This window comes from Pseudomonas sp. NFACC45 (genome assembly GCF_900113505.1).
In the GTDB taxonomy this organism is placed as follows: Bacteria; Pseudomonadota; Gammaproteobacteria; order Pseudomonadales; family Pseudomonadaceae; genus Aquipseudomonas; species Aquipseudomonas tehranensis.
Genome location: NZ_FOPO01000011.1, coordinates 92,998 through 119,787 on the forward strand (window position 1 = coordinate 92,998; position 26,790 = coordinate 119,787).

The following is a 26,790-nucleotide window of genomic DNA, read 5'->3' on the forward strand; positions in this document are numbered from 1 at the left end:
TGTCTTGTTTGAGCATGGCAGGTGCGCGGCAGTTCAGCCGATCGAATAAGTAACGCTTAGTAAAAAGGGTTAGTAAAAAGGGTGTGCCATCTTGAGGGTCAGCAGGCCGTCGCATTCGCTGTTGTGGCCGGAGTAGGCTGAGCAACGGCTGCCGCTCAAGCTTGAGTCGCTGTAGATCAGGTCCAGGTCAATACCCTTCCAAGGGCGGGAAATTTTCAACGACCAATCGCTGAAACTGCCTACATAACCGTCCTCCACCGAGACGGGTGAGTTGTACTGGTGGGTGGTGTACTTGGCGCTGACGCCAATGCCAAACGGCACGTTGCCGCCCAAGTCGGCAAACAAGGTGCTGTTCTGTTTGTCCGGGTCGTTGCTGAAGGCTGCGCCGAAACGGCTGCCCAGCATGGTCAGGCCGCCGAAGAACTCCTGGCTGTCGAGCGTGTCGAGGGTGGGGTAGCTGTAGTGGATCAGGCCGATTTCGTAACCCAGGGTCTGGTCGAAGGGCTGTTTGAAACCCATGTAGGAATCGACCTCAAGTTTGCTCGAAGGGCTCAGGCCAACGCTTGGCGACCATTGGCCCACGTACCAGCCGCTGTCGTGGCTAAGGTCCAGGCCGCCATGAAACGAGCCGGTGCTCGAAGGTGTGACCAGCCCCTCGGCCATACTGCGGCTGGGCGTGGTGCCGAGTTTGAGGTCGAAGTCGCCGAGTTCGCGCTGGAACACCTGCCCATGGGCGAAGGGGCACGCCAGCAGGCTGAGCGTCAGGGCAACAATGGGGATGCGCATGCTTCACTCCATGGATAGCGAGGAGCAGTAACGGACATCAAGCTGAAACACTTGAGCTAGAGAGGTGCAAGCATACCGGCGAATGCTCGGCAGCGAGGGCCGTTCGTCGATTTTTGCAGGGATGAGGGCTAGCGGGGAGGTTCCAGTCCAAGCGCTTCGAAGCTCAAAGCGCTTTGGGACCAGGTGACGCGATGATTACTTCTTGCCCAGGCTGATCTGCTTGGACGGGCCGAATGTCTGGCCGCTGACCCCTTTGGCAATTTGCTGGATTTCCCCGCCGGACTTAAGGAACGCAGCGATTTGGTCGTTGATCGACTCGCTGGTTTCAACGGCTGGAGCTGGCTTTGATTTGCTGTTGGAGGCTTTTACGCGCATGACGGCCATTAACCTGTAAATAATTAATTGGGCCAGGCATCGTACAGGAAATACTTGACAATTGCTTGGCAAATATCCCCCTCAATTATCTCGCGCGGCGTTGGAATAATGCCCTGTTTATGCCGCCATTATTGCCCTAAGTCGCTGTTTTAAATAACAACCTTCGGGGATAAATAACGTCAAGGCGGATGGCCGAAGCGGTCTCGCGGGGCGGCGTCCTCCTGACGAATGGCCGCCTGCGCGACGAAAACCCAGAAAAATCAATGGCTGCGCAAGGCCTTCCCGGCCGCGCGCGGCAGAGGCCACGAAACACGCCGCAAAACCGGGTAGAATGCCGCCCACGCAATGAGGGTATTGGAAATGGCTTTAGTCGGGCGCTACAACAGTTTGCAAGTGGTTAAACACACTCACTTCGGTTTATATCTGGATGGCGGGGCAGACGGCGAAATTCTGCTGCCTAACCGTTATATCCCCAAGGATATTCCCAGTGAAGATGAAGACTGGCTCAATGTTTTTATTTATCTGGACAGCGACGACAAACTGATCGCTACCACGGAAAAACCCAAGGTTCAGGTCGGTGAATTTGCCAGCCTGAAAGTGGTTGAAGTCAACAGCATCGGCGTGTTCCTGGACTGGGGCCTGCCCAAGGATTTGCTGCTGCCGTACTCCGAAGAAAAACGTCAGATGACCGCCGGCGAATATTGCGTGGTGCACGTCTACCTCGACAAGCACACCCGCCGCATCACCGCCACGGCGCGCCTGGACCGTTATCTGGACAAGACCCCGGCCAACTACACGCCGGGGCAGGAAGTCGATTTGCTGGTCGCCGAAGCCACCGACATGGGCTTCAAGGCCATCATCAATAACAAGCACTGGGGCTTGATTCACAAAAACGAAATCTTCAAGTTCATGCGCGCCGGCAAGCAGGAAAAAGGCTTCATCAAGGAAATCCGCCCGGACGGCAAGATCAGCCTGAGTTTGCAACCGGTGGGGCAGGAAGCCGCGACGAGCCTGAACGCCAAGATCCTCGCCAAGTTGCGCGAAAATAACGGCACGCTGGCGGTCAGCGACAAGAGCGACCCGGTGCTGATCAGCAGCCTGTTCGGCGTGAGCAAGGGCAACTTCAAGAAAGCCATTGGCGCGCTGTACAAGAATGGGCAGATTGTTATTCATGCTGATCGGATTGAGTTGAGCTGATCTTCAGCAAACTACGGAATCTGTGGCAAAAGGATTTCCTGTGGCGAGGGTAGACCTGTAGGAGTTGCCGAAGGCTGCGATCTTTTGATCTTTCGCTTGAAACTCAAGTGTCTGGGGAAAGATCGCAGCCTCGTTGCACTCGACAGCTCCTACAGGTCTACCCCTCACCACAGGAGCTGTGTCTGCCTTTCGTCTGTATACAAAATCCTGCACCTTTAGCATGCACCCGCGCCCTGTTCGTGGGCGCATGCCTGTTCCTGCGCGGCGTTCATCCCCGCCACACACCGCAGTTTGTCTCGCATTTCCAACCTATGGCACGCATTCTGCGTAGCAACCCGTATACAAACCATGCCGGCTCCCGTGCGCAGTATGGTGAGCAGGGCGATGCGGGGGCACGGCGGTACTCAAAAGGAGCCCCGCAATGTCTGAGCAATTGCCCAACGGCTACAGCCCTCGTCTCTATAACGAAGACCTGGGCCCGCTGCCGCAGAAATGGAACTGGTACAACATTTTCGCGTTTTGGATGAGTGATGTGCACAGCGTCGGCGGTTATGTGTTCGCGGCCAGCCTCTTCGCGTTGGGGCTGGCGAGTTGGCAGGTGTTGATTGCGTTGCTCTGCGGCATCTGCATCGTGCAGTTGATCGCCAACCTGGTCGCCAAGCCGAGCCAGCAAGCGGCGGTGCCGTATCCGGTGATCTGTCGCCTGGCGTTTGGGGTATTCGGTGCGAATATTCCTGCGGTGATCCGCGGCTTGATCGCGGTGGCCTGGTATGGAATTCAGACGTACTTGGCCTCCAGTGCGCTGATTATCGTGGTGTTGCGGTTTTTTCCTTCGATGGAAGCCTACGCCACGCCGCAATTTGCTGGTTTGTCCTACTTGGGCTGGTTCGGTTTCCTCAGCTTGTGGTTCGTTCAGGCGCTGGTGTTCTGGGCCGGTATGGAGTCGATTCGCCGTTTTATCGACTGGGCCGGACCGGTGGTGTACGCCGTGATGTTTCTGTTGGCCGGCTGGATCGTATGGAAAGCCGGCTGGAGCAACATCAATTTCACCTTGGCGGAGAAGTCGTTGTCCGGCTGGCAAGCGTTTGGTCAGGTGATCGTAGCGACCGCGTTGGTGGTGTCGTACTTCTCCGGTCCGACCCTGAATTTTGGCGATTTCAGTCGTTACTGCCGGAGCATGTCTGACGTGCGCCGTGGCAACTTCTGGGGGCTGCCGGTGAATTTCCTGGCGTTCTCCCTGGTGACCGTGGTGATTGTCTCCGGGACCTTGCCAGTGTTCGGTGAAATGCTCCACGACCCGATCGCCACCGTGGCGCGTATTGATAACGACGTGGCGGTGTTACTGGGGGCTTTTGCCTTTGTGACGGCCACCATCGGCATCAATATTGTCGCCAATTTTGTATCCCCGGCGTTCGACTTCGCCAACGTTGCGCCCAGCAAGATCAGCTGGCGTGCCGGCGGCATGATTGCGGCGCTGGCGTCGATTTTCATCACACCGTGGAATTTGTTCAACAACCCCGAAGTGATTCACTACACCCTGGACGTGCTGGCAGCGTTCATCGGTCCGCTGTTCGGGATTCTGCTGGTGGATTACTACCTGATCAAAAAACAGCAGATCGATGTGGATGCGTTGTTCAACGACGGCCCAAGCGGGCGTTATTACTACAGTGGCGGCATCAACTGGACGGCGGTCAAGGCGCTGGTGCCGGCGACGTTGATGGGCGTGGCGATTACGTTCACGCCGATGCTGCAAGCGATGGCCAATTTTGCCTGGTTCACCGGTTGCTTCCTGGGCGGGGTGTTGTACTTCGCCCTGGCGCGGCGTGAGTTGGCGCCGCAGCCATCGTTGAGCCCGGCCGGTCAAGCCTGATCAACGCAGGGCGGTCCGAGCGCAAGGGTTCGCTGCGTCCCGACCGGCGGGCCGCAGCAAGAGTCCGCCCGCCAGCACGAAACCGCTGCCGGCAACGATCAGCGCCGGATGCAAACCACCGCTGAAGTGGCTGCTCAGCGCCGCCAGCAACGGCCCGCTGAGCTGGCCGACGGCAAAGAATGCTGTGAGCAGTGCGGCGTTGCGTTGAAGGCTGTGGGGGGCCAGTTCGCGGGAGCGCAGCACGGCCAGTTGCATGCAGGCCAGAAATGGCGTGCCACACAGGATGACCCCCAACGCGAGCCCCGGCCCGCTGCCGAGCAGGCAGGCAAATACGCCAGCGGCTTGCAGCCATAACGTACCGATCAGCCAGCGGCCAGTGATGGCCGGGTTGGGCCGCCGCAAGCTCACCAGCACCACGCCGAGGGCGGCGGCCAGGCCGAAGCAGGGCCAGAACAGATCGGCCTGCCATTGCCCATGAAACTGCGCCGAAGCCATCTGCGACAGGAAGGTGGCGGGAATGATGTAACCCAAGCCGTACAGGGCGTACACCACACCGAGCCGGACGATGCTGCGGTTGGGCGACAGTGTGACCGGGACAGCTACGGTCGCGGCGGCGGTGGGTTTTGGCAAGATCGGCAGGATGACCAGCAACATTGCCAATGCTACGCCGGCATACACCAGCCACAAAATGGCGGACGTCTGGCCCAGCAGGTTCGAGCCCAGGGCGAGCAAACCTGTGAGGAAAATCCCCAACCCCGGCCCGGCAAACACCAGGGCGCCGAGGCGTGGGCGTCCCGCCGCTGCGGCCAGCGGTTGGCTCAGGGCGGTGATCATCACCATGACCCAGGCACTGGCCACACCGGTGCCGAAGCGCAGCGCCAAGTGGGGCCAGAAGCCCCAGGCCCAGAACGAGGCCAGGGTCAGCAATACGCACAACCACAGGCCCCCGATCAAACGCCGCCGCACCTGTTCCGGGCGGTGGGCGAACATGGCGTCCAGCGCGCCGAGGAAATACCCCAGGTAGTTGGCGGCGGCAATCAGACCGGCGGCGGTCAAGTCGATCTGACCTTCGCCGATTAGATGAGGTAACTGCGGCGTTAGGGCGAAGCGGCCAATGCCCATGGCCATCATCAGGGCGATAAAGCTGCCGAGCAGGCGAATCAGAGGTGACATGTCGGGTCTCCGGCGTTGAGGCGAATGACCGTCAGGCTAGGACTGATTGACTTTCATTAAAAATGAATAATAGTGAGTAACTTGTTCATTTTTGGAGAGTGTCGTGGAGTTCAGCCAATTGCGGATTTTCCAGGCCGTGGCCGAGGAAGGCTCCATTACCCGCGCTGCCGAGCGGCTGCACCGGGTGCCGTCGAACCTCTCGACTCGGCTCAAGCAGCTTGAGGAGCAACTGGGCGTGGATCTTTTCCTGCGCGAGCGTCAGCGTTTGCAGCTATCGCCGGCGGGAAAAGTCCTGCTGGACTATGCGATCAAGCTTTTTGCCCTGCACGACGAAGCCCATGCTGCCGTGCAGGGTGGGCAACCGGCCGGGGATTTTGTGTTGGGTACGATGTACAGCACGGCGGCGATTCATTTACCGGACCTGCTGGCCGGTTATCACCGCACGTACCCGGCGGTGAACTTGCAGGTGCAATCGGCGCCCAGCGGTGAACTGCTCGAAGGCTTGCTCACCGGGCGTCTAGACGCGGCGCTGGTCGACGGCCCGCTGGAGTTGGCGGGGTTGGACGGGGTGCCGTTGTGCGACGAGCGGCTGGTGCTGATTACTGAAGCCGATCACCCGCCGGTACACAGTGCGCTGGATGTGCAGGGCCGCGCGGTGTTCACGTTCCGGCGTGGTTGCTCGTACCGGATGCGATTAGAGGCCTGGTTTGCCCATGACCACGCGACCATGGGCCGGGCGATGGAAATTGAGTCTTATCAGGGGATGCTGGCCTGTGTGATCGCCGGTTCCGGGGTGGCGCTGATGTCCGAGTCGATGCTCGCCAGCCTGCCGGGCCGCGAGCGTGTGAGGATGCATCCGTTGGCCGAGCCGTTTGCCAGTGCCACGACCTGGCTGATGTGGCGCAAAGGCATGGTGGGGGCCAATCTCACCGCCTGGATTGAACTGCAGCAACAGGCCTGGCCGCGGGCGCCCATGATAACGACGCGATCAGCTTGAACTCCGGGAGGTGGATTTGGATCAATTCAGTAACAGATCATTGCAATGTGTGACGAGCATTGCGTAGGACTTCGGACTATTATCAGTGCGAAGGGGCCACAGAATTTTGCCGCTCGTACCACCCTGAAGGGGGCACCACGATGAAAGAGAAAATCCAGAACTGGCTTCACGACTTGGGTGTCGCGCTCGGCCTGATCGAGCCGCCCATGCAACCGATCCCTATCCGCACCGATGACGAGCAGCGCCGCCAGCCGCGTCGGCGGTAAAGACACCGCGAATATTGGAGAGATCGCAGTCTCAGACTGTTTCAGTTGAAACAGCCTGAGACTGCGATCTTTTTTGTTTTGAAGGAAAATCTCTGTGGGAGCGAGCCTGCTCGCGATAGCGGCGGATCAGCCACCATTGATATTGACTGATACACCGCTATCGCGAGCAGGCTCGCTCCCACAGGGTTTTCATCGTCCGGAACTGAGCGATACAAAAGGGCAAAAAAAAGGTGTGGCCACCGACGCCACACCCTCGAAGAAAAACTGCTTTCAGACCGCCTTGGCCATCACCTTCGACCGTGGCGACAACAGACTCACCAGCACAAAACTCACCAGCGCCACGCTCAGGCTGTAGTAGATCGGCGTGTTGGCATCCAGGCCGTCCTTGATCATGAAGAACAGCGCAGTGAGAAAGCCCAGTGACATGCTGGTGATCGCGCCGGCTGTGGTTGCGCGTTTCCAGTAGATGGCACCGATCAGCGGAATCAGCATGCCGCCCACCAACAGGTTGTAGGCCAGGGTCAGGGCACTGATCACATCGCTCACCACCAAAGCGATGCCCAACACCACCACACCCAGCAGCAGGGTCGCGATGCGGTTTTCATGAACGTCGCCATTGCCGCTTTCACGACCCTGGCGCAGACGCGGCAGCAGGTCCTGGACCACGGTGGTGGAGGCAGCCAGCAGGCCGGCCGCGGCGGTGGACATCAAGGCTGCCAGGGCCGCGGCGATCACCAGCCCGCGAATGCCGTTGGGCAGGCTGGTCTGAACGACGCTGGCAAAGGCGTTGTTGACGTTTTCCAGGTCCGGCAGCAATACCTTGGCGGCCATGCCGATCAATGCCCCGGCCAGGCCGTACAGCACGCAGTACAGGCCGGCGGCGGTGCCGGCTACCTTCGCCACACCTTCGCTGCGGGCAGTGAATACCCGTTGCCAGATGTCCTGGCCAATGAAGATGCCGAAGAAGTAGATCAGGAAGTAGGTGAGGATGGTGTCCCAGCCAATCGCGGTGAAATCGAAGTAGCTGGCCGGCAAGGCCGCCACCATCGCGTCCCAGCCGCCCGCATCGCTGATGGACATCGGCATCAGCAGGAACACCAGGCCGACGGTCATGATCAAGAACTGCACGATGTCGGTGAGGGTCAGCGACCACATGCCGCCGATGGTGGAGTACAGCACCACCACGCCGCCGCCCACCAGGATCGAAACCCAGAAGGGCAGGCCGAACAACACCTGCATCACCGTGCCGATGGCGATGGTCGAGGTCGCGCCGATCATCAACGCATAAACCAGCATGATCAGCGCACTGGCGTGGCGCGCGGCCGGGTTGTAGCGGCGCTCCAGCACTTGGGTCACGGTGTAGATCTTGAGTTTGAGCAACGGTTTGGCGAGGAACAGGCTCAGGCCGACGATGCCCAGACCGATGGCGCCGCACAGCCAGAACCCGGAAATCCCATGGACGTAGCCCAGCCGCACGGTACCGATGGTGGAGGCGCCGCCCAGAACGGTGGCGGCCATGGTGCCGAGGTAAAAGCCCGGGCCGAGGTTGCGCCCGGCGACCAGGTAGTCGTCACGGGTCTTGGCGCGGCGCATGCCGTACCAACCCAGGGCAATCATGCCGGTGGCATAGATGAGAACGACGATTAAATCCAAAGCCATGATGGCGTGTCTCCGATTGTCTTTTTTATAGTGAGGTCGGCAAGTACTGTCCCTGGCACCGCAACCTCTGTGTGAACGCGCTTTTGTGGCGAGGGAGCTTGCTCCCTGTAGGAGCTGGCGAAGCCTGCGATCTTTTGATCTTTCGCTTGGGATTCAAGTGTCAGGGGAAAGATCGCAGCCTCGTTGCACTCGACAGCTCCTACAGTCAGTGGGAGCAACCTCTGGCCACGGGTATCTCGTTTGCTCAGATCAGGCGGTCTGTCTAAGGGAGGGTTTATCGATTGGCACCGAAGAACCCTTGCTACGCGGATCGTCCGGCCCGTACACCGCCGCCGGCTCCGGAAACAACCCAAGCAGCACCAGGTAAATCACCGAGGCCAGGCCCAGGGTCACCGGCAGGCCGATGTCGATGCCGCCGGCCAGCTCGCCCAGCGGTCCGACGAACTGCCCGGGCAGGTTGACGAAGCACAGCCCCACCAGCGCGCTGGGAATCCAGGCCCCCAGGCCGCGCCAGTTCCAGCCGTGGCTGAACCAGTAGCGCCCGCCGGTTTCGCCACGGGTGAACACTTGCAGGTCATCCGGGCAGTAGAAGCCGCGGCGCACCAGCAGGCCGATGATCATGATCACCATCCATGGCGTGGTGCAGGTGATGATCAGCACGGCGAAGGTCGATACGCTTTGCACCAGGTTGGCGGCGAAGCGCCCGATGAAGATGAAGGCAATCGACAGCACGCCGATCAACAGCGTTGCCTTGACCCGCGACAGAACTCGAGGGAACACGCTGGACATGTCCAGCCCGGTGCCATACAGCGACGTGGTGCCAGTGGACATGCCGCCGATTACCGCGATCAGGCACACCGGCAGGAAGAACCAGCCCGGCGAGACCGCCAGCAGGCCGCCCACGTAGTTGTTGGCCGCGATGTAGTCCGGCGCCTTGATCGCCACGATGGTGGCCGTGGCAAGGCCGAACAGGAACGGGATCAGCGTCGCCAGTTGCGCGGCGATCACCGCCAGCATGATGCGCCGCTTGGGCGTGCTGCGCGGAATGTAGCGCGACCAGTCACCGAGGAACGCGCCGAAGGAAATCGGGTTGCTCATGGCGACCAGTGCCGCGCCGATGAACGCCGCCCAGAAGCCTGGCTGGCCGAGGCCGACGGTGCCGGCGAACTGGCTGTCGAAGGACGGCGCGAAGGCCACGATGCCCAGCAGAAACAGCAGGCTGGCGGCCCATACGGCGATGCGGTTGACCCACAACATGAAGCGAAAGCCGTAGATGCACACCGTCAATACCAGCAGGGCGAACAGGCCGTAGGCCAGGCCCAGGCTCAGGTCGGTTTCCGGTAAACCGATCAAGCGCTTGGCGCCACCGATCAACGCATCTCCCGAACTCCACACCGACAGGGAGAAGAACGCGATGGCCGTCAGCAGCGACAGGAACGAGCCAACGATCCGCCCGTGTACGCCGAAATGCGCCCCGGAGGACACCGCGTTGTTGGTGCCGTTGAGCGGGCCGAACAGCCCCATGGGGGCGAGGATGATCGAGCCGACTACCACCCCCAGCACAATCGCCCAGACCCCGGCCTGGAACGAGAGGCCGAACAGCACCGGGAAACTGCCGAGCACGGCGGTGGCAAAGGTGTTGGCGCCGCCGAAGATCAGTCGAAACAGATCCGTCGGGCCAGCGGTTCGTTCATGGTCCGGGATCTGTTCGACCCCGTTGGTTTCGATTTGCGTAAGGCTGTTGTCGTTATTGTTATGCATGATCTGCTCCGATCATAAAGGCGCGCTCATCGAGTGTGAGGCGTCGCCTGTTTGGCTAAGGGGGTGGCAGCCCTTCCGGCATCGCGGACAAATGTTCATGGCAGGCCAGCCATAGGCCCTGTTGTTCTTGTGTGCGTCCGTCCTGTTTGCGCAACAGGATGGTTTCGCGCTCCTGGCTAAAGTGTCGCTCCCCTTGCATGCGCAACTCGGTGGCCACGTCATGGATAAAAATCGCCACGTCCCCTTGCAGGCTGACGAAGGCGTTGCTCGAGGTACACGACAGCACCTCGAAGCCATCCTCGGACCGCCAGCGATCCCACAACGCCTGGTAGGCATCGCGCGACAGCAGAGGCTGTTCGAGGGTGTAGAACACGAAACTCGCGTCGGGTGTGAAGGCGCCGAAGTAGGCGTCACGGTCATTGCGGGCGAAGGCCGACACCAGGTCGGCAACGGCCTTGAGCACTTGATCCTGATCGTTCATGACCGCGCCTCAGCGATGAACCACGCCGGGCAGTACGCAGAGCATCTCGTACAGCAGGTTGGCGCCCAGCAGCGAGGTGTTGCCGGTGGTGTCGTAAGGCGGCGAGACTTCTACCAGATCGCAACCGACCAGGTCCAGGCCCTGGCAACCACGCACGATTTCGATGGCCTGGATGGTGGTCAGGCCACCGATTTCCGGGGTGCCGGTCCCGGGCGCCCAGGCCGGGTCGATGCCATCAATGTCGAAACTCAGGTACACCGGGCCGCCGCCAACTTTCTCGCGCACTTCAGCCATCAACGGTGCGAGGGATTTGTGCCAGCACTCTTCGGCCTGGACGACGCGGAAACCCTGGTTGCGGCTCCAGTTGAAGTCATCGGCGGTGTAGCCCTGGGCCCGCAGGCCGATTTGCACCACGCGGTCGCAATCGAGCAAGCCTTCTTCCACGGCGCGACGGAAGGTGGTGCCGTGGGCGATTTTCTCACCGAACATGTGATCGTTCACATCGGCATGGGCATCGATGTGCACCAGGCCGACCTTGCCGTGTTTCTTGTGGATGGCCCGCAGGATTGGCAGGGTGATGGTGTGATCGCCGCCCAGGGTCAGAGGAATGACGTTGTGTTCCAGAATCTTGTGGTACGACTCTTCGATGATCCGCACGGCGTCCAGCAGATTGAAGGTGTTGATCGGCACATCACCGATATCGGCCACCGACAACGAGTCGAACGGCGCGGCACCGGTGGCCATGTTGTAGGGACGGATCATCACCGATTCAGCGCGGATCTCGCGGGGCCCGAAACGGGTGCCGGCGCGTAGGGAGGTGCCGATGTCCAGCGGCACGCCGACGAAAGCAGCGTCCAGGCCGGCAGCGGTTTGCAAATGGGGGAGTCGCATCATGGTGGCGATGCCGCCGAAGCGCGGCATTTCGTTGCCGCCCAGTGGTTGGTGAAGAATCTTGTCCACGGGTAGGGCCTCATCGTTGTTTTATTTATCAGGGGCCGATTTTGCGAAAAGCCGTTGCCGTGAAGAATCGCTGAGGGCAAATACTTAGTTCAGATTTTTCTAAACTAATGACCAAGGCAGCGATAGACTCTTGGTTTACACACTCGGTAGGAGCTGCCGAAGGCTGCGATCTTTTGATCTTGGGGTCTTTTGCTCGAGACTCAATTGTCCGGGACAAGATCGCAGCCTTCGGCAGCTCCTACAGGGTTCCACATTCAACGGGAGACCCAATGGCCAACGCTCTACCCGACCTGAAACTGCTGCGCATTTTCGTCAGCGTCGTGCGGCACCAGGGGTTCGCCAATGCCCAGCACGAGCTCAACCTCTCCACGTCGGCCATCAGCACCTACATGAGCCAGCTCGAATCAGCCCTGGGCCTGGTGTTGTGTCATCGTGGGCGGGGCGGGTTCAGCCTGACCAGCAAGGGCGAGTTGTTCCACCAGGAAACCCTGCGTCTGTTGGGCGAGCTTGAAGGGTTCGAGCAATACGCCGCCGCGCTGAAGGGCGAGTTGCGCGGCACGCTGAACCTGGGGGTGATCGATTCCACCGTCAGCGACAAAGCCCTGCCGTTCGCTGAAGCCATCGGCGCCTACAGCCAGGAGCATCCGGCAGTCCACCTGCACCTGTCGGTCATGAGCCCGTACGAACTGCAACTGGGCGTGCAGGACAACCGCCTGGACCTGGCCATCGGCGCGTTTTCCACGCGCATGAGCGGGTTGGTCTACATGCCGCTGTACCGTGAGCAGCACTGGTTGTATTGCAGCAACCGTCACCCGCTGTTCAACGAGCGGCGTATCCCTGAGCAAGTCATCACGCAGCAGCGCATGGTCGGACGCGGTTACTGGAGCCAGGCCGAGCTGGCCCGCCACGGCTTCAAGCACAGCGCGGCGACGGTGGAGAGCATGGAGGCGCAGTTGATCCTGGTATTGTCCGGCGCCTACGTCGGCTATCTGCCCGAACACTACGCTCAGGCCTGGGTGGACAAGGGCGATTTGCGCGTGCTGCTGCCGGCCACTTTTGGTTATCAGGCACCGTTTTCGATGATCGTACGCCGTGGCCGCAGCCGAGAGCCGCTGATCCAGACTTTTCGCGACCTGCTCAAAGCGCAGCTCAACCAGGCCTGAGGTGCCGTCATGTCCAGAATTCATTGTCCGCGCTGCCACAGGCCGCAAAGCCATTGCTTGTGCCCACTGATCCCCAGCCTCGAAAGCCGCACTCGGGTGCTGTTGTTGCAGCATCCCAGCGAGGTGAACCATGCCCTGAACACCGCGCGACTGGCGGCGTTGGGGCTCAATAATGCCGAGTTGATCGTGGGCGAGGTGTTCGAGGATTTGCCTGGGTTGCTCAATCAACCGGGTTATCAGGCGCGGCTGTTGTTTCCCGGCGAAGAGGCGCAGCCCATGCACGCTTATGCGCCGTCTGACGATCCGCTGCTGTTGGTCGTCCCGGATGGCACTTGGCGCAAGGCGCGCAAGTTGCTGCACCTCAACCCTCTGTTGGCGGCGCTGCCGAGGGTGACGCTGGCTGCGGGCGGCGTATCCCGTTACCGCTTGCGCAAGGCGCCAGGGCCAGGGGCGTTGTCGACGGTGGAGGCGATTGTCCAGGCGCTGCAAACCCTTGAGGCACCGACAAGCTTTGAGCCGTTGCTGAGGCCGTTCGAGGCGTTGATCGAGGGGCAGATTGCGGCGATGGGGGAGGAGGTTTTTCGGCGCAATCATGTTGGGAAATAATGGTTACCTGTGCTGGCCCCTTCGCGAGCAGGCTCGCTCCCACAGGTGATCTCCAGCGCACACAAAATTTATGATCACCTAAGTCCAATGTGGGAGCGAGCCTGCTCGCGATAGCGGTAGAACAGTCACACAAGATCCCAACCAGAATCAGCGCTCGCGCATCGCCTCAGTCCGCGCTTTCAACACCGGCTTGAGCAAGTAATCCAGCACACTTTTCTCCCCGGTAATGATGTCCACCGTCGCCACCATCCCTGGAATGATCAACAACGGTTTGGCATCGCCGCCCAAGTGGTTTTTATCGGTGCGCACCTGGATCAGGTAGAAGCTGTTGCCCTTGTCATCGGTGATGGTGTCGGCGCCGATCAGTTCGAGCCTGGCGCTCATCCCGCCGTAGATCGTGTAGTCGTAGGCGCTGAACTTGACCATGGCTTTCTGGCCCGGATGCAGAAAGGCCACGTCCTGGGGACGGACCTTGGCTTCGATCAGCAGGTTGTCTTCCAGCGGCACGATTTCTGCCATGTCGCTGCCCGGCTGGACCACGCCGCCGATGGTGTTGACCTTGAGTTGCTTGATCACCCCATGTACCGGCGAGACCACGGTGGTGCGGGTCACGCGGTCGTCGATGGCAATGCTCGAAGCGGTGATTTTTGACAACTCCGTGCGTTTCTCATTGAGTTCCTTGGCCGCTTCGGAGCGGAAGGATTGTTCCGATTCGTCGATCTTGCTCTTGATCTCGTTGATCGCCGATTCGGCCCGAGGAATCGCCAGGGTCGTGGCGTTGAGCGAGCCACGGATTTCCACCGCGCTGCGTTTGAGCCGCAGGATTTCCACCGGCGACACGGCCCCGGTGCGCACCAGCGGCGCCGACATGTTCATTTCCTCTTGCAGCAAGGCCAGGCTGGAACTGAACTGGCCCTGCTTGGAGCGAAACTCCGCCAGCTCCTGGGTTTTCTGGCGCAGTTGTTCGGTCAGTGTCCGCTGTTCGCTGGCCAGGCGCCGCTGCCGTTGTTCATACAGCGAGCGTTCGTCCTCGGCCACCTGCGGGGCTTTGCTGATGACTTCAGCGGACAGTTGGAAAGGCCGGCCTTCGGCTTCGGCCGACAAGCGTTCGACCTGGGCGGTCAGCGCATAACGGTCGGCCTCGCTTTCGCCCTTGTTCGATAGAAACCGCGTGTCGTCCAGGCGCAGCAGGGTGTCGCCCTTGTTCACCATCTGCCCTTCGCGCACGAAGATCTCAGTGACGATGCCGCCCTCCAGGTTCTGGATCACCTGAATCTTGCTCGAAGGAATGGCCTTGCCTTCGCCGGTGGTGACTTCCTGCAAGACTGCCAGTTTGGCCCACACCAGTGCGGTGATGATCAACCCGGCCGCCAGCCACACGGTGACACGCGAGCGCCGGGGTGAATCCTGCAGCGCGGCACCGGCGGTTTCCGGCATGAACTCGCTTTCAGCGCTTTTGCTGAAACTGCCGAAGTAGCTTCGTGCGGTGGAATCCGGTGTTTGAGCAGACATGGTGCGATACCCGTCGGTTAAGTGAAATAGAGCTAGGTGCTGCTTTTGTGGCGAGGGGATTTATCCCCGCTGGGCTGCGAAGCGGCCCCAAGACAGTCAACTCAATCTGTCTGATACACCGAGGTGTCAGGGTTAGGGCTGCTTCGCAGCCCAGCGGGGATAAATCCCCTCGCCACAGGTGTTGTGTGGGCTGTTAAACCGCAGCAGACCCCACCCGCCCCTTACGCAGTGCCTCAATCACCGCTTCCTTCGGCCCATCGGCCACAATCCGGCCGTTGTCCAGCACCACCAACCGATCCACCAGGCTGAGCATCGACGTGCGGTGGGTCACCAGCAGCACTGTCTTGCCCTGCACATGGGTATGAAGCTTTTGCCGCAACACGTCTTCGCTGCTGTTGTCCATGGCGCTGGTGGGTTCGTCCAGCAGCAGGATCGGCGGGTCGAGCAATAGGGCGCGGGCCAGTAGCACGGCCTGGCGCTGCCCACCGGAGAGCAACTGCCCGCGCTCGCCTACCGGACGGTCGAAGCCCTGGGGATGCTGGCGGGCCAGTTCGGTGACGCCGGTCAGTTCCGCCACTTCCAGCATGCGAGCATCGCTGATGTAGCGGGCACCAAGGGTGAGGTTGTCCCGCAGGCTGCCGGCCAGCAGCGGCAGGTCATGGGCGACATAGCCGATCTGCTGGCGCAGGTCCGCCACGTCCAGTTGCCGAAGGTCCAGCCCATCGAGCAGCAACTGGCCTTCCTGGGGCTCATAAAAGCCCATCACCAGGCGCGCCAGGGTGCTTTTGCCCGAGCCACTGCGACCGATGATCCCAACCCGTTCGCCGGGCTTGAGGCTGAAACTCACCTTCGCCAGCGCCGGGGCGTTTTGGTCGTTGTAATGGAAGGTCACGCCGCTGACGTCCAGTGCGCCTTGCAGTTGGGTGCGATCCAGCGGCCGTTGTTTGGCATCGCGCTCCTGGGGCAGCGCCATCAGCGCATCGGTGCTGCGCATGGTGAGCTGGGCTTGCTGGTAACGGGTGATCAGCCCGGCGATTTGCCCCAGCGGCGCCAGCACCCGGCTGCCGAGCATGTAGGTCGCCACCAGCGCGCCGACGCTGAGGTTGCCGGCGATGATGCTGTAGACCCCGGCGACGATGGTCGCCATGCCGGCCAGTTGTTGCAGGAACAGCGTGCCGTTGGTGGCCAGCGCCGAGAGGCTGCGCGCGTGGCTGTCCAGGCGGGTGAGGGCACCGTGGGTGCTTTCCCATTGGTGCTGGCGCTCGCTTTCGGCACTGCAGGCCTTGAGGGTTTCCAGGCCGCCGAGGGTTTCAATCAGCAATGCCTGACGCTGGGCGCCCAACGCGAGGCTTTTTTGTACGGTGTCGCGCAGACGCGCCTGGATGATCATCGCGAAAATAATGGTGAGCGGAAAAGCCACCACCGGAATCACCACCAGCCAGCCGCCCAGCAAGCCGATCACCACCAGCATCAATACAGCGAAGGGCAAATCGATCAGGCTGGTGAGGGTGACGGCGGTGAGGAATTCGCGCAGGCCCTGGAAATCATGGATGCTCTGGGCGAAGCCGCCGATGGTCACCGGTTTGGCCTTCATCGCCATGCCGGTGATGCGTTCGAACAGGGTGGCGGAGAGGATCACGTCGGTCTTCTTGCCGGCGGTGTCCAGCAGATGGGCGCGCACCACGCGCAACACCAGTTCGAAACCGGTGCCGATCAACAGCCCGACTGCCAGCACCCACAAAGTCGACGTGGCCTGGTTCGGCACCACACGGTCGTAGGTCTGCATGACGAACAGCGGCACCATCAGCCCCAGCAGATTGATCAGGAAACTCGCCAGGATTGCGTCGCTGTACAGCCAGCGCGACAGTTTCAAGGTGTCGCGAAACCACGCTTCGACCCGTGGAACCAAGGGCGCGCGCAGGTCTTCGAGTTCATGGCGCGGCCGGGCGAACAACGCCTGGCCGCTGTAGACGGCGCTCAGTTCGTCGCGGCTGACCCACTGCTCGCCACCGTCGGCTTCGCTGGGCAGGATCAGCGCCTGGCCGTCCTCGCCCCAGCGTCGCAACACGGCGCAGCGGCCACCGGCCAGAATCAGCATCACCGGCAGGTTGAGTGGCGAAATATCGGCCAGGTCGCGGCGTAGCAGGCGCGCCTGCAAACTGGCCCGGGCCGCTGCCCGTGGCAGCAGGTCCAGGCTCAGACGTTGGTGCGCCATTGGAAGCCCGGCGCCAAGGCTGGCGCGGCTGACTGTCGCGCCATGGAGTTTGCAGAGGATCAACAGACCGTCCAGCAACGGATCATCGAAATTCAGCCGCGGATCGGCGGGGATTACCGGTTCCATCGTGGTCACATTGATCGCTCCCATTTTTTTGGAAGGGGCCTACTTCAGTTCGGGCAGCCGCGCTTCATTTTTGACTTCGGTCTGGGCGACTGCGTCGGCCGGCAGCACCACCCGCTGTTTGCTCAACAATTGGCCCATGTTCGCCAATACCCGATACATCGAGTATTCCTCGGTGTACCGCACCTCGGTGTAGCGACGGTTGGCGTTGTACAGCTCGTTTTCGCTGTCGAGCACATCGAGCAGGGTCCGCTGGCCGAGACCGAACTGATCCTGATAGGCGGCGCGTACACGGGAGGTGGTTTCGGCGTATTCCCGGGCGGTAGGGGTCTGCTTGCGGGCGTTGAGCATCGCGTTCCAGGCTAGGCGCGTGTCTTCGTTGAGTTGACGCAGGGCGTTGTTGCGGATGTCCATGGCCTGGTTGATCTGGTGAGCATTGGACGCCAACCGCGCCTTGTCGCTGCCGCCGCGGAACAGGTTGTAGTTCATCACCACACCGACCCGCCAGTTGTTGTCGTGACCTTCTTCGCCACCGAGGTTGTTATTGGCGCCCACCGCCGCCTCGGCGTCGAAACGCGGGTAGAACGGCGACTTGGCCACTTCATACTGGCTTTCGGCGGACTGCACGTCGGCCTGGGCCGATTTCAGGTAGGGGTTGTTATCCACCATGCTCTGCTGGGCTTCGCGCAGGTCAGCGGGCATTTCGCCTTTGGTCGAGGGCGGGGTCTCCAGCTCATCGGGCATGCGCCCGACCACGCTGTAGAAGTTGGCCTCGGCGTCGGCCAGGTCGACCTGGGCGGTGTCGTAGTTGTTTTCCGCCAGGGCCCGGCGAGCATTGGACTGATCGGAGTCGGCGGTACTGCCCACGCCACGCTCGGTGCGCAGGCCGATCTGGTCGTTGACCCGTAGGTGAGCCTGCAGGTTGTTTTTGGCCAGGGTCACCAGCTCGCGACGCTTGAGCACTTCCAGGTAAACCTCGATGGTACGCAGCGCCAGGTCCTGGGCGGTGCCTTGGGCGTAGTAGGCCCGGGAGTTGACTACGCCTTTGGTGCGCTCCACTTCATTGGCGGTGTTGAACCCGTCAAACAGCATCTGCCGCAGGCGCAGTTCCGACTGGGTGTAAGTCAGGATGTTGGTGTGGTGATTGCCCAGCGCTCGGGTATTGGTGTTGTCGCTGTAGCCGCGCCCGTAGCCGGCATTCAAGTCCACCGATGGGAAGAACCCCCCTCTGGCGACCTTGACGTCTTCGTTGGCCGACAGACGGCTATCGACCCGTTGTGCCAATTCCGGGTGAGTCGCAATGGTGCTCTGGATCGCTTCGGTCAACGACATGGCCTGCGCAGAAGAAGAGCAGGCCATGGCCAGCAAAACCGCGCTGCAGAGGGGGGAAAGAACGCGCATGGGGTGCATCTCCTGAGGTCTGTTGTACTTCGCTGTCGCCAATATATTGACGTATTTAAGATCAAAACCGTTTCAAGCTTGTAACAACACAGCTAAGAACATCCTGCGCAAAACCTAAGAAGAATTTCTCATAACGCTTATGCCAAAAAAAACTTATGTGCTTGGAAAAAAGCGGCACATTGTTCAAAGCGAAAGCCTTTGAATCTGCGGGTCCTGACGGATTTTGGGCGTCAATAAAGTTCCATCATCAATTTGAAACGATGTGAAGAGGTGCTGAAAAGGACGATTTGCAAGGCGGTTTTCAGTGACGGTTTTTTGTCATTGTGGCGAATAGCTAGCGCCTTTTGCGTCCACCAAAGCTGGCAGATTTTCCAGATTTCCTGGCTGCCAACCGGAGCGCCAACTCTTCACCCAGACAGGTGCCGACTGCGGTTGGCAACGGAGGAATGCACATGGCAGCGCTCATCGGTACCGTCAGCAAGGTGGTAGGACAGGTTTTCGCAGAAGCCGTCGGCGGTCTGCGGCGACCTCTGGTTGAAGGTGATCGGCTCTATGCCGGCGAGCACCTGATCACCGGGGCCGAAGGGGCGGTGGCTGTGCAGTTGCAAAACGGCAAGGAGTTGACCCTGGGCCGTGGAAGTGACCTGACGCTGAGCCCGCAATTGCTCGCCAACCAGGCCTCTGCTGGCGACGCGCCTGAGGCGACCACTCCCAGCGATGCGCAACTGACCGATGTACAAAAACTGCAACAAGCCATCGCCGCCGGCGCCGACCCGACCCAGACCGGCGAAGCCACGGCAGCAGGTGCCGAGGGCGGTAATCCGGGCGGCGTCGGCGGCGGCCACAGTTTTGTGTTGCTGGAAGAGGTCGGCGGGGAGGTTGACCCGCTGATCGGTTTTCCCACCGCCGGGTTCAACGGGATACCCGAGTTTCCAGAACTGCGTCTGGCCGGTGATGCGGATGACGGCGGCGACGATGCAATCGTGCCACCGGTAGACCCTGAAACCCCGGACAACCCGGTTACCCTTGATGGCTTGACCGTGGATGGCGGTGAATTGACCGCCAATGAGGCGAACCTGTCTGACGGTTCCGCCAGCAATCCTGGCGCGCTGGTGCAAAGCGGCAGCTTTACCATTTCCGCGCCCGATGGATTGAGCAGCCTGAGCATCGGTGGCATCAACGTAATCACCGGCGGCGTACCGGCAGGTTTTCCCCAATCCATCACCTCGGCGCTGGGCAACACGTTGACCATCACCGGTTACAACCCCGCGACCGGTGTGGTCAGCTACAGCTATACCCTGACGGACAATGAAACCCATCCCGCCGGTGGTGGCGCCAATACCATCAGCGAGCAGTTCCCCGTCGTGGCCGTCGACAGCGATGGCGACACAGCTACGGGGACCTTGGACGTCAACATTACCGACGATGTCCCTCAGGCGATTGACGACAGCCACGCCAGTACCGCATCGGAAAGTCTTGTCACGCTCACCGGCAACGTCTTGCCCAACGATCACCAAGGCGCCGACCGCATCCCCATCGGCCCTGACAGCGGGCCGATCATTGGCGGCACGTTCACCGGCACTTACGGCACCCTGGTGCTGAACCCCAACGGCACGTACACCTACACTCTCAACACCAGTGACCCGCAATTCGTAGCGTTGCACGGCGGCGGAAGCGGCACTGAAACTTTCACCTACACCCTGACCGACGCCGACGGCGACACCAGCACCGCCAACCTGGTGTTGCAGGTTCACAACAACGACGATCCGGTGATCATCGAAGGCCTGGACACCGAAGGCGGCGAGCTGAATCTGCAGGAAAAAAACCTCAGCGACGGCACCAGCCCGGATGCTTCAGCGCTGACCCAAAGCGGCACCTTCACCATCACCGCACTGGACGGTGTGCAGACCCTGAGCGTCGGCGGTATCAACGTCGTCAGCGGTGGCGTTGCCGCCGGTTTCCCGCAATCGATTACCACCGCCTTGGGCAACACGCTGACCATCACCGGCTTTAACGCCGCCACGGGTGTGGTGAGTTACAGCTACACCTTGCTGGACAACGAAGCCCACGCAAACGCCAGCGGCGCCAACAGCCTGAGCGAGCAATTTGCCGTGGTGGTCACCGATGACAACGGCACCACCGCCAACGGCAATCTGGACGTGAACATCGTTGATGATGTGCCTCAAGCTGTGGACGACAGCAACGCCGGCACTGCCTCGGAAACCAACCTGACCCTGACCGGCAGCGTGCTGACCAACGACACCGAAGGCGCGGATCGGGTGGCGTCCGGCCCGATCACGCCCGGTACTTTTACCGGCACTTACGGCACGCTGGTTCTCAACGCTGACGGCTCCTACACCTACACGCTGAACACCTCCGACGCCGATTTCAAAGGCCTGAACGGCGGCGGAAGTGGCACTGAAACCTTCACCTACACCCTGACCGACGCCGACGGCGATACCAGCACCGCCAACCTGGTATTGCAGGTTCACAACAACGACGATCCGGTGATCATCGAAGGCCTGGACACCGAAGGCGGCGAGCTGAATCTGCAGGAAAAAAACCTCAGCGACGGCACCAGCCCGGATGCTCCGGCGCTGACCCAAAGCGGCACCTTCACCATCACCGCACTGGACGGTGTGCAGACCCTGAGCGTCGGCGGCATCAATGTCGTCACGGGCGGTGTTGCCGCCGGTTTCCCACAATCGATCACCACGGCCTTGGGCAACACGCTGACCATCACCGGCTTCAATGCCGCCACGGGGGTGGTGAGTTACAGCTACACCCTGCTGGACAACGAAGCCCACGCAAACGCCAACGGCGCCAACAGCCTGAGCGAGCAATTTGCCGTGGTGGTCACCGATGACAACGGCACCACGGCCAACGGCAACCTGGACGTGAACATCGTTGATGATTTGCCCACCGCCCATGCTGACTCCGCCTCGGTGGATGAAGGCGGAACGGTCAGCGGTAACGTCCTGAACAACGATGTGGGCGGTGCCGACGGACCCGCCGCAAGCGGCGCGGTGATCGGTGTGCGTGCTGGCAGCGACACCTCAACCTCGGCGGTTGGCGGCCTCAATACCCAGATCCACGGCACCTACGGCTACCTGACCCTGGACGCCAACGGCAACGCCGTTTACCACAGCAACCCGAACACTGTCAGCGCGCCGGGCGCCACCGATGTGTTCACCTATACCGTGCGCGATGCCGATGGCGATGAAAGCACGACGACCATCACCATCGACGTCTACGAAAGCTGCCTTGTCGCCACTCCGGACGAGGAAATCAGCGTCTACGAGAAAGCCCTCGACCTGAATCAGGACGGCCAGGACCTGGCCCCTGGCACCGTCACCGGCAGTGCGCCGAACGCTAGCACTGAAACCGCCAGCGGAAGTCTGGTCGGTTCGGTCACAGGTGCGATCGGCGCCGTCACCTTCGCCTTGGTGGGCAACGCCACGGGGGCCTACGGCCAACTGCTGCTCAACCCCGATGGTTCGTACACCTACACCCTGACTTCGCCAGCCACCACAGCACCTTCGGCCAACGATGGTCCGAATATCCTGAGTGAAAGCTTTACCTATCAAGCCACCGATTCCCTGGGCAATACCGTCACCAGCACCATCGTCATCAACATCGTTGACGACGTACCCACCGCCCACGCCGATTTGGCTTCGGTAGTGGAGGGCGGCACGGTCAGCGGCAATGTGCTGGACAACGACGTGCTCGGCGCTGACGGTGGCGCGGTGATCGGCGTACGGGCCGGCAGCGATACTTCGACCTCGGCTGTGGGCGGCCTCAACACCCAAATCAACGGCACCTACGGTTACCTGACCCTCGACGCTAATGGCAATGCGGTTTACCACAGCAACCCCAATACCGTCAGCGCACCCGGCGCCACCGATGTGTTCACCTACACCGTGCGCGATGCCGACGGCGATGAAAGCACGACGACCATCACCATCGACGTCTACGAAAGCTGCCTTGTCGCTTCACCGGACGAGGCAATCAGCGTCTACGAGAAAGCCCTCGACCTGAACCAGGACGGCCAGGACCTGGCCCCCGGCACGGTCACCGGCAGTGCGCCGAACGCCACCAGCGAAACCGCCACGGGTAGCCTTGTCGGCTCGGTCAGCGGTGCCGTCGGCGCTGTGACGTTTGCCCTGGTGGGCAACGCGACCGGCGCCTACGGTCAGTTGTTGCTCAACCCTGACGGCTCGTACACCTACACCCTGACTTCGCCCGCCACGAGCACGCCCGCCGCCAACGACGGCGCGAACGTGTTGAGCGAGAGCTTTACTTATCAGGCCACCGATTCCCTGGGCAATACCGTCACCAGCACCATCGTCATCAACATCGTCGACGACGTGCCCATCGCTCATTGTGATAACGCCTCGGTGATGGAGGGCGGCACGGTCAGCGGCAATGTGCTGGACAACGACGTGCTCGGCGCCGACGGTGGCGCGGTGATCGGCGTACGGGCTGGCGGCGATACATCGACCTCGGCTGTGGGCGGTCTCAACACCCAGATCAACGGCACCTACGGCTACCTGACTCTGGACACCAATGGCAACGCCGTTTACCACAGTAACCCGGACTCCGTCGGCGCGCCGGGCGCCACCGACGTATTCACCTACACCGTGCGCGATGCCGACGGCGATGAGAGCACCACCACCATCACCATCGATGTCTACAACAGCTGCCTCGTCGCCGAAACCGATCAGGACATCACCGTCTACGAAAAAGCCCTGGACCTGAATCAGGACGGCCAGGACCTGGCTCCCGGCACCGTCATTGGCAGCGACCCGAGCGCCACCAGCGAAACCGCCACGGGCAGCCTTGTCGGCTCGGTCAGCGGTGCCGTCGGCGCTGTGACGTTTGCCCTGGTGGGCAACGCGACCGGCGCCTACGGTCAGTTGTTGCTCAACCCTGACGGCTCGTACACCTACACCCTGACTTCGCCCGCCACGACGGCGCCCAACGCCAACGACGGCCCGAATGTCTTGAGCGAAAGCTTCACCTACCAGGCTACGGACGCCTTGGGCAACAGTGTCACCGGCAACCTGGTGGTGAGCATCGTCGACGACGTGCCGACGGCCATCGCGTCCGAGCGTTCGGTGACGGCGGTGGAGATCGACTCGAACCTGCTGATCGTGCTTGACGTGTCCGGCAGCATGGCTGATCCCTCTGGTGTACCGGGGCTCTCGCGGCTGGACCTGGCGAAACAGGCCATCAGTGCCTTGCTCGATAAATACGACGATCTGGGGGATGTGAAAGTCCAGCTCGTGACCTTCAGCAGCAGCGCCACCGACCAGACTTCCGTGTGGGTGGACGTGGCGACCGCCAAGTCGCTCCTCACCGGCCTGTCAGCGGGCGGTGGGACCAACTACGATGCGGCGGTGGCGGCGGCCAAGACCGCGTTTGTCACCTCGGGGCAACTGACCGGAGCACAGAACATTGGCTACTTCTTCTCCGACGGCAAGCCCACTACGGGCCAGGGGATCGATGCGGCGGACGAAGCGGCGTGGAAAGCGTTTCTCGACGCCAATGGCATCAAGAACTACGCCATCGGCCTGGGCGGCGGAGTCAGTGACACTCACCTCGACCCGCTGGCCTACGACGGCAGTACCCACACCGACACCGACGCGGTGCTGGTCACTGACCTGAACCAGCTCAACTCGGTGCTCTCCGGCACCGTGCAAGGAGTGCCAGTCACTGGCAGCCTGCTGGGTGAGGGCGGCTCGTTCGGCGCCGACGGTGGGTTTGTCAAAAGCCTGGTGGTCGATGGCACCACCTACAGCTACGATCCGACCGCCAACGCCGGACAGGGTGCGCTGACCGCCAGCGGCGGCGCTAACCATGGCACCTTCAACACCGCCAACAACACGCTGAGTATCGCCACCGACCACGACGGTACACTGGTGGTGAATCTCGACACCGGCGAGTACAGCTATACCTCCCAGACCGCCACCAACACATTGATCACCGAGACCATCGGCTTCACTGTCAGCGACAACGACGGTGACCTGGCCAGTTCCAGCCTGGTGGTCAAGGTTCTCCCCAACAGCCCGCCCGTGGCAGTCGACGACAACATCATCACCAACGTCCTGTCGGGCAACATCGTGATCCCGGGAGAAATGCTGCTGGGCAACGACAGCGATGCCAACGGTGATCCGCTCACTGCCTCCCCCACAAGCTTCAATACCGGATGGACAGCCAAAGGCGGGGATTTTACCGGCAGCACCGGCACGGCCAGCTTCACCGGTAACAACGTGCAGTCGATCAACCTCAACCGCGGTGCCTTTGTCGCCAATGCCGCGACCATGACCGCGGTGCTGGTGGTCAGCGGTGCACTGGGGATGGTCTCCAACCACAACAGCAACGATGAAGACTTGCTCAATATCAGCCTCAAGCAGGGTGAAACCCTCACCCTGGACCACAATCTGGCAGCCGGACGCATCGCCCTGGAGTACTCCCTCAACGGCGGGCCTTTCATCGCGATCACCGACGGTGCCTCGTTCACCGCGGCGGCCGATGGCAACTACCAGATTCACGTCACCAACATCGCCAATGCCAGCGGCGGCAACCTCAACGGCGCGGAAAACTACCAACTGACCTTGACCGTCAACTACGCCGGCGCCCAGGACAGCACGCCGGACTACCACGGCAGCTACACCGCCAGCGACAATCACGGTGGCAGCGACAGCGCAGCGGTCGGCATCAGCTATCAGGCCGGCCACACCCTGACGGGCACGACCGGAGACGACGTGCTGATGGCCGGCGAGGGGGACAACATCCTCAACGCGGGCGACGGCGACGACATACTCAGCGCCGGTTCGGGCAACAACGCCTTGCATGGCGAGGCGGGCAATGACTTGCTCTACAGCGGCGCCGGCAACGACCTGCTTGACGGTGGCACCGGCAACGACACCGCCAGTTATGCCCACGCCACTGCCGGGGTTACGGTGAACCTGGGTCTGTTGGCCGCGCAAAACACCGTGGGCGCCGGCATCGATACCCTGGCGGGCATCGAAAACCTGGTCGGTTCGAACTTCAACGACACCCTCACGGGAGATAGCGCCAGCAACCGCATCAACGGCGGCCTGGGCGACGACGTGCTCAATGGCGGTGGCGGCGATGACGTGTTGATCGGCGGCCTGGGCAACAACACCCTGGCCGGTGGCAGCGGCGCTGATACCTTCCAATGGCAGGTGGGCAACAGCGGCCATGACCTGGTCACGGACTTCACCCCTGGCCTGGACAAACTCGACCTGTCGCAACTGTTGCTGGGGGAAAACGGCAGCAGCGCGTCCCTGGACGACTACCTGCACTTCAGCGTTACCGGTAGCGGTGCCTCGGTCATGACCAGCATCGACGTCAGCAGCATTGCCGGTGCGACACCGAACCAGACCATCGACCTGGCCGGCGTCAACCTTGCCAGCTACTACGGCGTCACGCCGGGTGTGGACGGCATGGTCGCGGGTGCGGATACGGCGACCATCATCAACGGGATGCTGAATGATCACTCGTTGAAGGTGGATACGGTGTGAGGTGAGCTGAAACGACAAAACCCGCCATTTCTTGACTGGGAATGGCGGGTTTTCTGTATTTCGGAGGTGGGGCTGTGTCGGATTCCCTGTGGGAGCAAAGCCTGCTCGCGATAGCGGTGGTTCAAAGTTGCATTGAGGTTGAATGTGCCTCAGTCATCGCGAGCAAGCTTTGCTCCCACAGCGGTCTTGTGGTGGTGCCCGGTATTCGGCCACAAAAAAAATCCCCTGTGGGAGCGGGCCTGCCCGCGAAGACGGCGGCACATCCAGCACTTCAGGCTCAGGCAGGGCGCCATCGCGAGCAAGCCCGCTCCCACAGTTGTTGATTGCGGCTGCTCACAGATCCAGGGCTCGCCACAGATCCCCTGTGGGAGCGGGCCTGCCCGCGAAGACGGTGACACATCCACCATCACCGCCCCAGACACACCGCTTTCGCGAGCAAGCCCGCTCCCACAGTTGTTGATTGCGGCTGCTCACAGATCCAGGGTTCGCCACAGATCCCCTGTGGGAGCGGGCTTGCCCGCGAAGACGGCGGCACATCCACCATCACCGCCCCAGACACACCGCTTTCGCGAACAAGCCCGCTCCCACGGTTGTTGATTGCGGCTGCTCACAGATCCAGGGTTCGCCACAGATCCCCTGTGGGAGCGGGCCTGCCCGCGAAGACGGCGGCACATCCACCATCACCGCCCCAGACA

The 26,790-nt window shown here is 61.4% G+C and carries 17 protein-coding genes; 7 read left to right on the forward strand and 10 right to left on the reverse strand.

Annotated elements, in window-relative coordinates; translation table 11 throughout:
* Positions 1–69 precede the first annotated feature (69 nt).
* Together BM132_RS20365 and BM132_RS20370 are read right to left on the reverse strand one after the other, a co-directional pair.
* Positions 70–786, reverse strand: a complete 717-nt coding sequence (locus BM132_RS20365) for a TorF family putative porin (RefSeq protein WP_092397441.1) — start codon at positions 784–786, stop codon at positions 70–72.
* Between the two features lie 195 nt (positions 787–981).
* On the reverse strand, positions 982–1,170 hold the full coding sequence (locus tag BM132_RS20370; protein WP_025212437.1) for a hypothetical protein: 189 nt from the start codon (positions 1,168–1,170) through the stop codon (positions 982–984).
* A gap of 351 nt (positions 1,171–1,521) precedes the next feature.
* On the opposite strand from BM132_RS20370, the gene BM132_RS20375 reads away from it, so the two are divergent.
* Together BM132_RS20375 and BM132_RS20380 are read left to right on the forward strand one after the other, a co-directional pair.
* Positions 1,522–2,358: a CvfB family protein gene (locus BM132_RS20375; protein ID WP_092397443.1), complete on the forward strand. Its 837-nt coding sequence runs from the start codon at positions 1,522–1,524 to the stop codon at positions 2,356–2,358.
* A gap of 421 nt (positions 2,359–2,779) precedes the next feature.
* A complete protein-coding gene (locus BM132_RS20380; protein WP_092397445.1) occupies positions 2,780–4,228 on the forward strand; it encodes an NCS1 family nucleobase:cation symporter-1 in 1,449 nt (482 codons plus the stop codon).
* On the opposite strand, the gene BM132_RS20385 is transcribed toward BM132_RS20380, so the two are convergent.
* The gene (locus BM132_RS20385; RefSeq protein ID WP_092458302.1) at positions 4,229–5,401 is read right to left on the reverse strand and encodes an MFS transporter; all 1,173 of its coding nucleotides are present in this window, start codon (positions 5,399–5,401) and stop codon (positions 4,229–4,231) included.
* Positions 5,402–5,504: 103 nt separating this feature from the next.
* Between BM132_RS20385 and BM132_RS20390 the strand changes: the two genes are divergently transcribed.
* Both BM132_RS20390 and BM132_RS28735 read left to right on the forward strand, forming a co-directional pair.
* Complete coding sequence (locus BM132_RS20390) at positions 5,505–6,398, forward strand: putrescine utilization regulator PtrR (protein ID WP_092458305.1); 894 nt, start codon at positions 5,505–5,507, stop codon at positions 6,396–6,398.
* A 140-nt stretch (positions 6,399–6,538) separates the two neighbouring features.
* On the forward strand, positions 6,539–6,664 hold the full coding sequence (locus tag BM132_RS28735) for a PA1414 family protein (protein WP_256244290.1): 126 nt from the start codon (positions 6,539–6,541) through the stop codon (positions 6,662–6,664).
* A gap of 270 nt (positions 6,665–6,934) precedes the next feature.
* On the opposite strand, the gene BM132_RS20395 is transcribed toward BM132_RS28735, so the two are convergent.
* The 4 genes from BM132_RS20395 to speB all read right to left on the reverse strand — a co-directional run bounded on the left by BM132_RS20395 (position 6,935) and on the right by speB (position 11,525).
* Positions 6,935–8,323: a sodium:solute symporter family protein gene (locus BM132_RS20395; protein ID WP_092397451.1), complete on the reverse strand. Its 1,389-nt coding sequence runs from the start codon at positions 8,321–8,323 to the stop codon at positions 6,935–6,937.
* A gap of 249 nt (positions 8,324–8,572) precedes the next feature.
* Entirely contained in the window at positions 8,573–10,087 is a 1,515-nt protein-coding gene (locus BM132_RS20400) for a purine-cytosine permease family protein (RefSeq protein WP_177218200.1), read from the reverse strand.
* Between the two features lie 52 nt (positions 10,088–10,139).
* Positions 10,140–10,565 (reverse strand): YybH family protein, encoded by a 426-nt coding sequence (locus BM132_RS20405; RefSeq protein WP_092458311.1) that lies wholly within the window; start codon positions 10,563–10,565, stop codon positions 10,140–10,142.
* Positions 10,566–10,574: 9 nt separating this feature from the next.
* Positions 10,575–11,525: an agmatinase gene (speB, locus tag BM132_RS20410; RefSeq protein ID WP_003198979.1), complete on the reverse strand. Its 951-nt coding sequence runs from the start codon at positions 11,523–11,525 to the stop codon at positions 10,575–10,577.
* 269 nt (positions 11,526–11,794) lie between these two features.
* On the opposite strand from speB, the gene BM132_RS20415 reads away from it, so the two are divergent.
* Positions 11,795–12,688: a LysR family transcriptional regulator gene (locus BM132_RS20415; RefSeq protein ID WP_003184133.1), complete on the forward strand. Its 894-nt coding sequence runs from the start codon at positions 11,795–11,797 to the stop codon at positions 12,686–12,688.
* Positions 12,689–12,697: 9 nt separating this feature from the next.
* The gene (locus BM132_RS20420) at positions 12,698–13,294 is read left to right on the forward strand and encodes a tRNA-uridine aminocarboxypropyltransferase (protein WP_092458314.1); all 597 of its coding nucleotides are present in this window, start codon (positions 12,698–12,700) and stop codon (positions 13,292–13,294) included.
* 147 nt (positions 13,295–13,441) lie between these two features.
* Here BM132_RS20420 and BM132_RS20425 read toward each other — a convergent pair whose 3' ends face one another.
* From BM132_RS20425 to BM132_RS20435, 3 genes are all read right to left on the reverse strand, one after another.
* A complete protein-coding gene (locus BM132_RS20425; protein WP_092458317.1) occupies positions 13,442–14,806 on the reverse strand; it encodes an HlyD family type I secretion periplasmic adaptor subunit in 1,365 nt (454 codons plus the stop codon).
* A 193-nt stretch (positions 14,807–14,999) separates the two neighbouring features.
* Positions 15,000–17,156, reverse strand: coding sequence for a type I secretion system permease/ATPase (locus BM132_RS20430; protein WP_092458560.1), 2,157 nt, complete (start codon positions 17,154–17,156; stop codon positions 15,000–15,002).
* Positions 17,157–17,186: 30 nt separating this feature from the next.
* A complete protein-coding gene (locus BM132_RS20435; protein WP_047227895.1) occupies positions 17,187–18,545 on the reverse strand; it encodes a TolC family outer membrane protein in 1,359 nt (452 codons plus the stop codon).
* A 452-nt stretch (positions 18,546–18,997) separates the two neighbouring features.
* Between BM132_RS20435 and BM132_RS20440 the strand changes: the two genes are divergently transcribed.
* Positions 18,998–26,095 (forward strand): retention module-containing protein, encoded by a 7,098-nt coding sequence (locus tag BM132_RS20440; RefSeq protein WP_092458320.1) that lies wholly within the window; start codon positions 18,998–19,000, stop codon positions 26,093–26,095.
* Positions 26,096–26,790 lie beyond the last annotated feature (695 nt).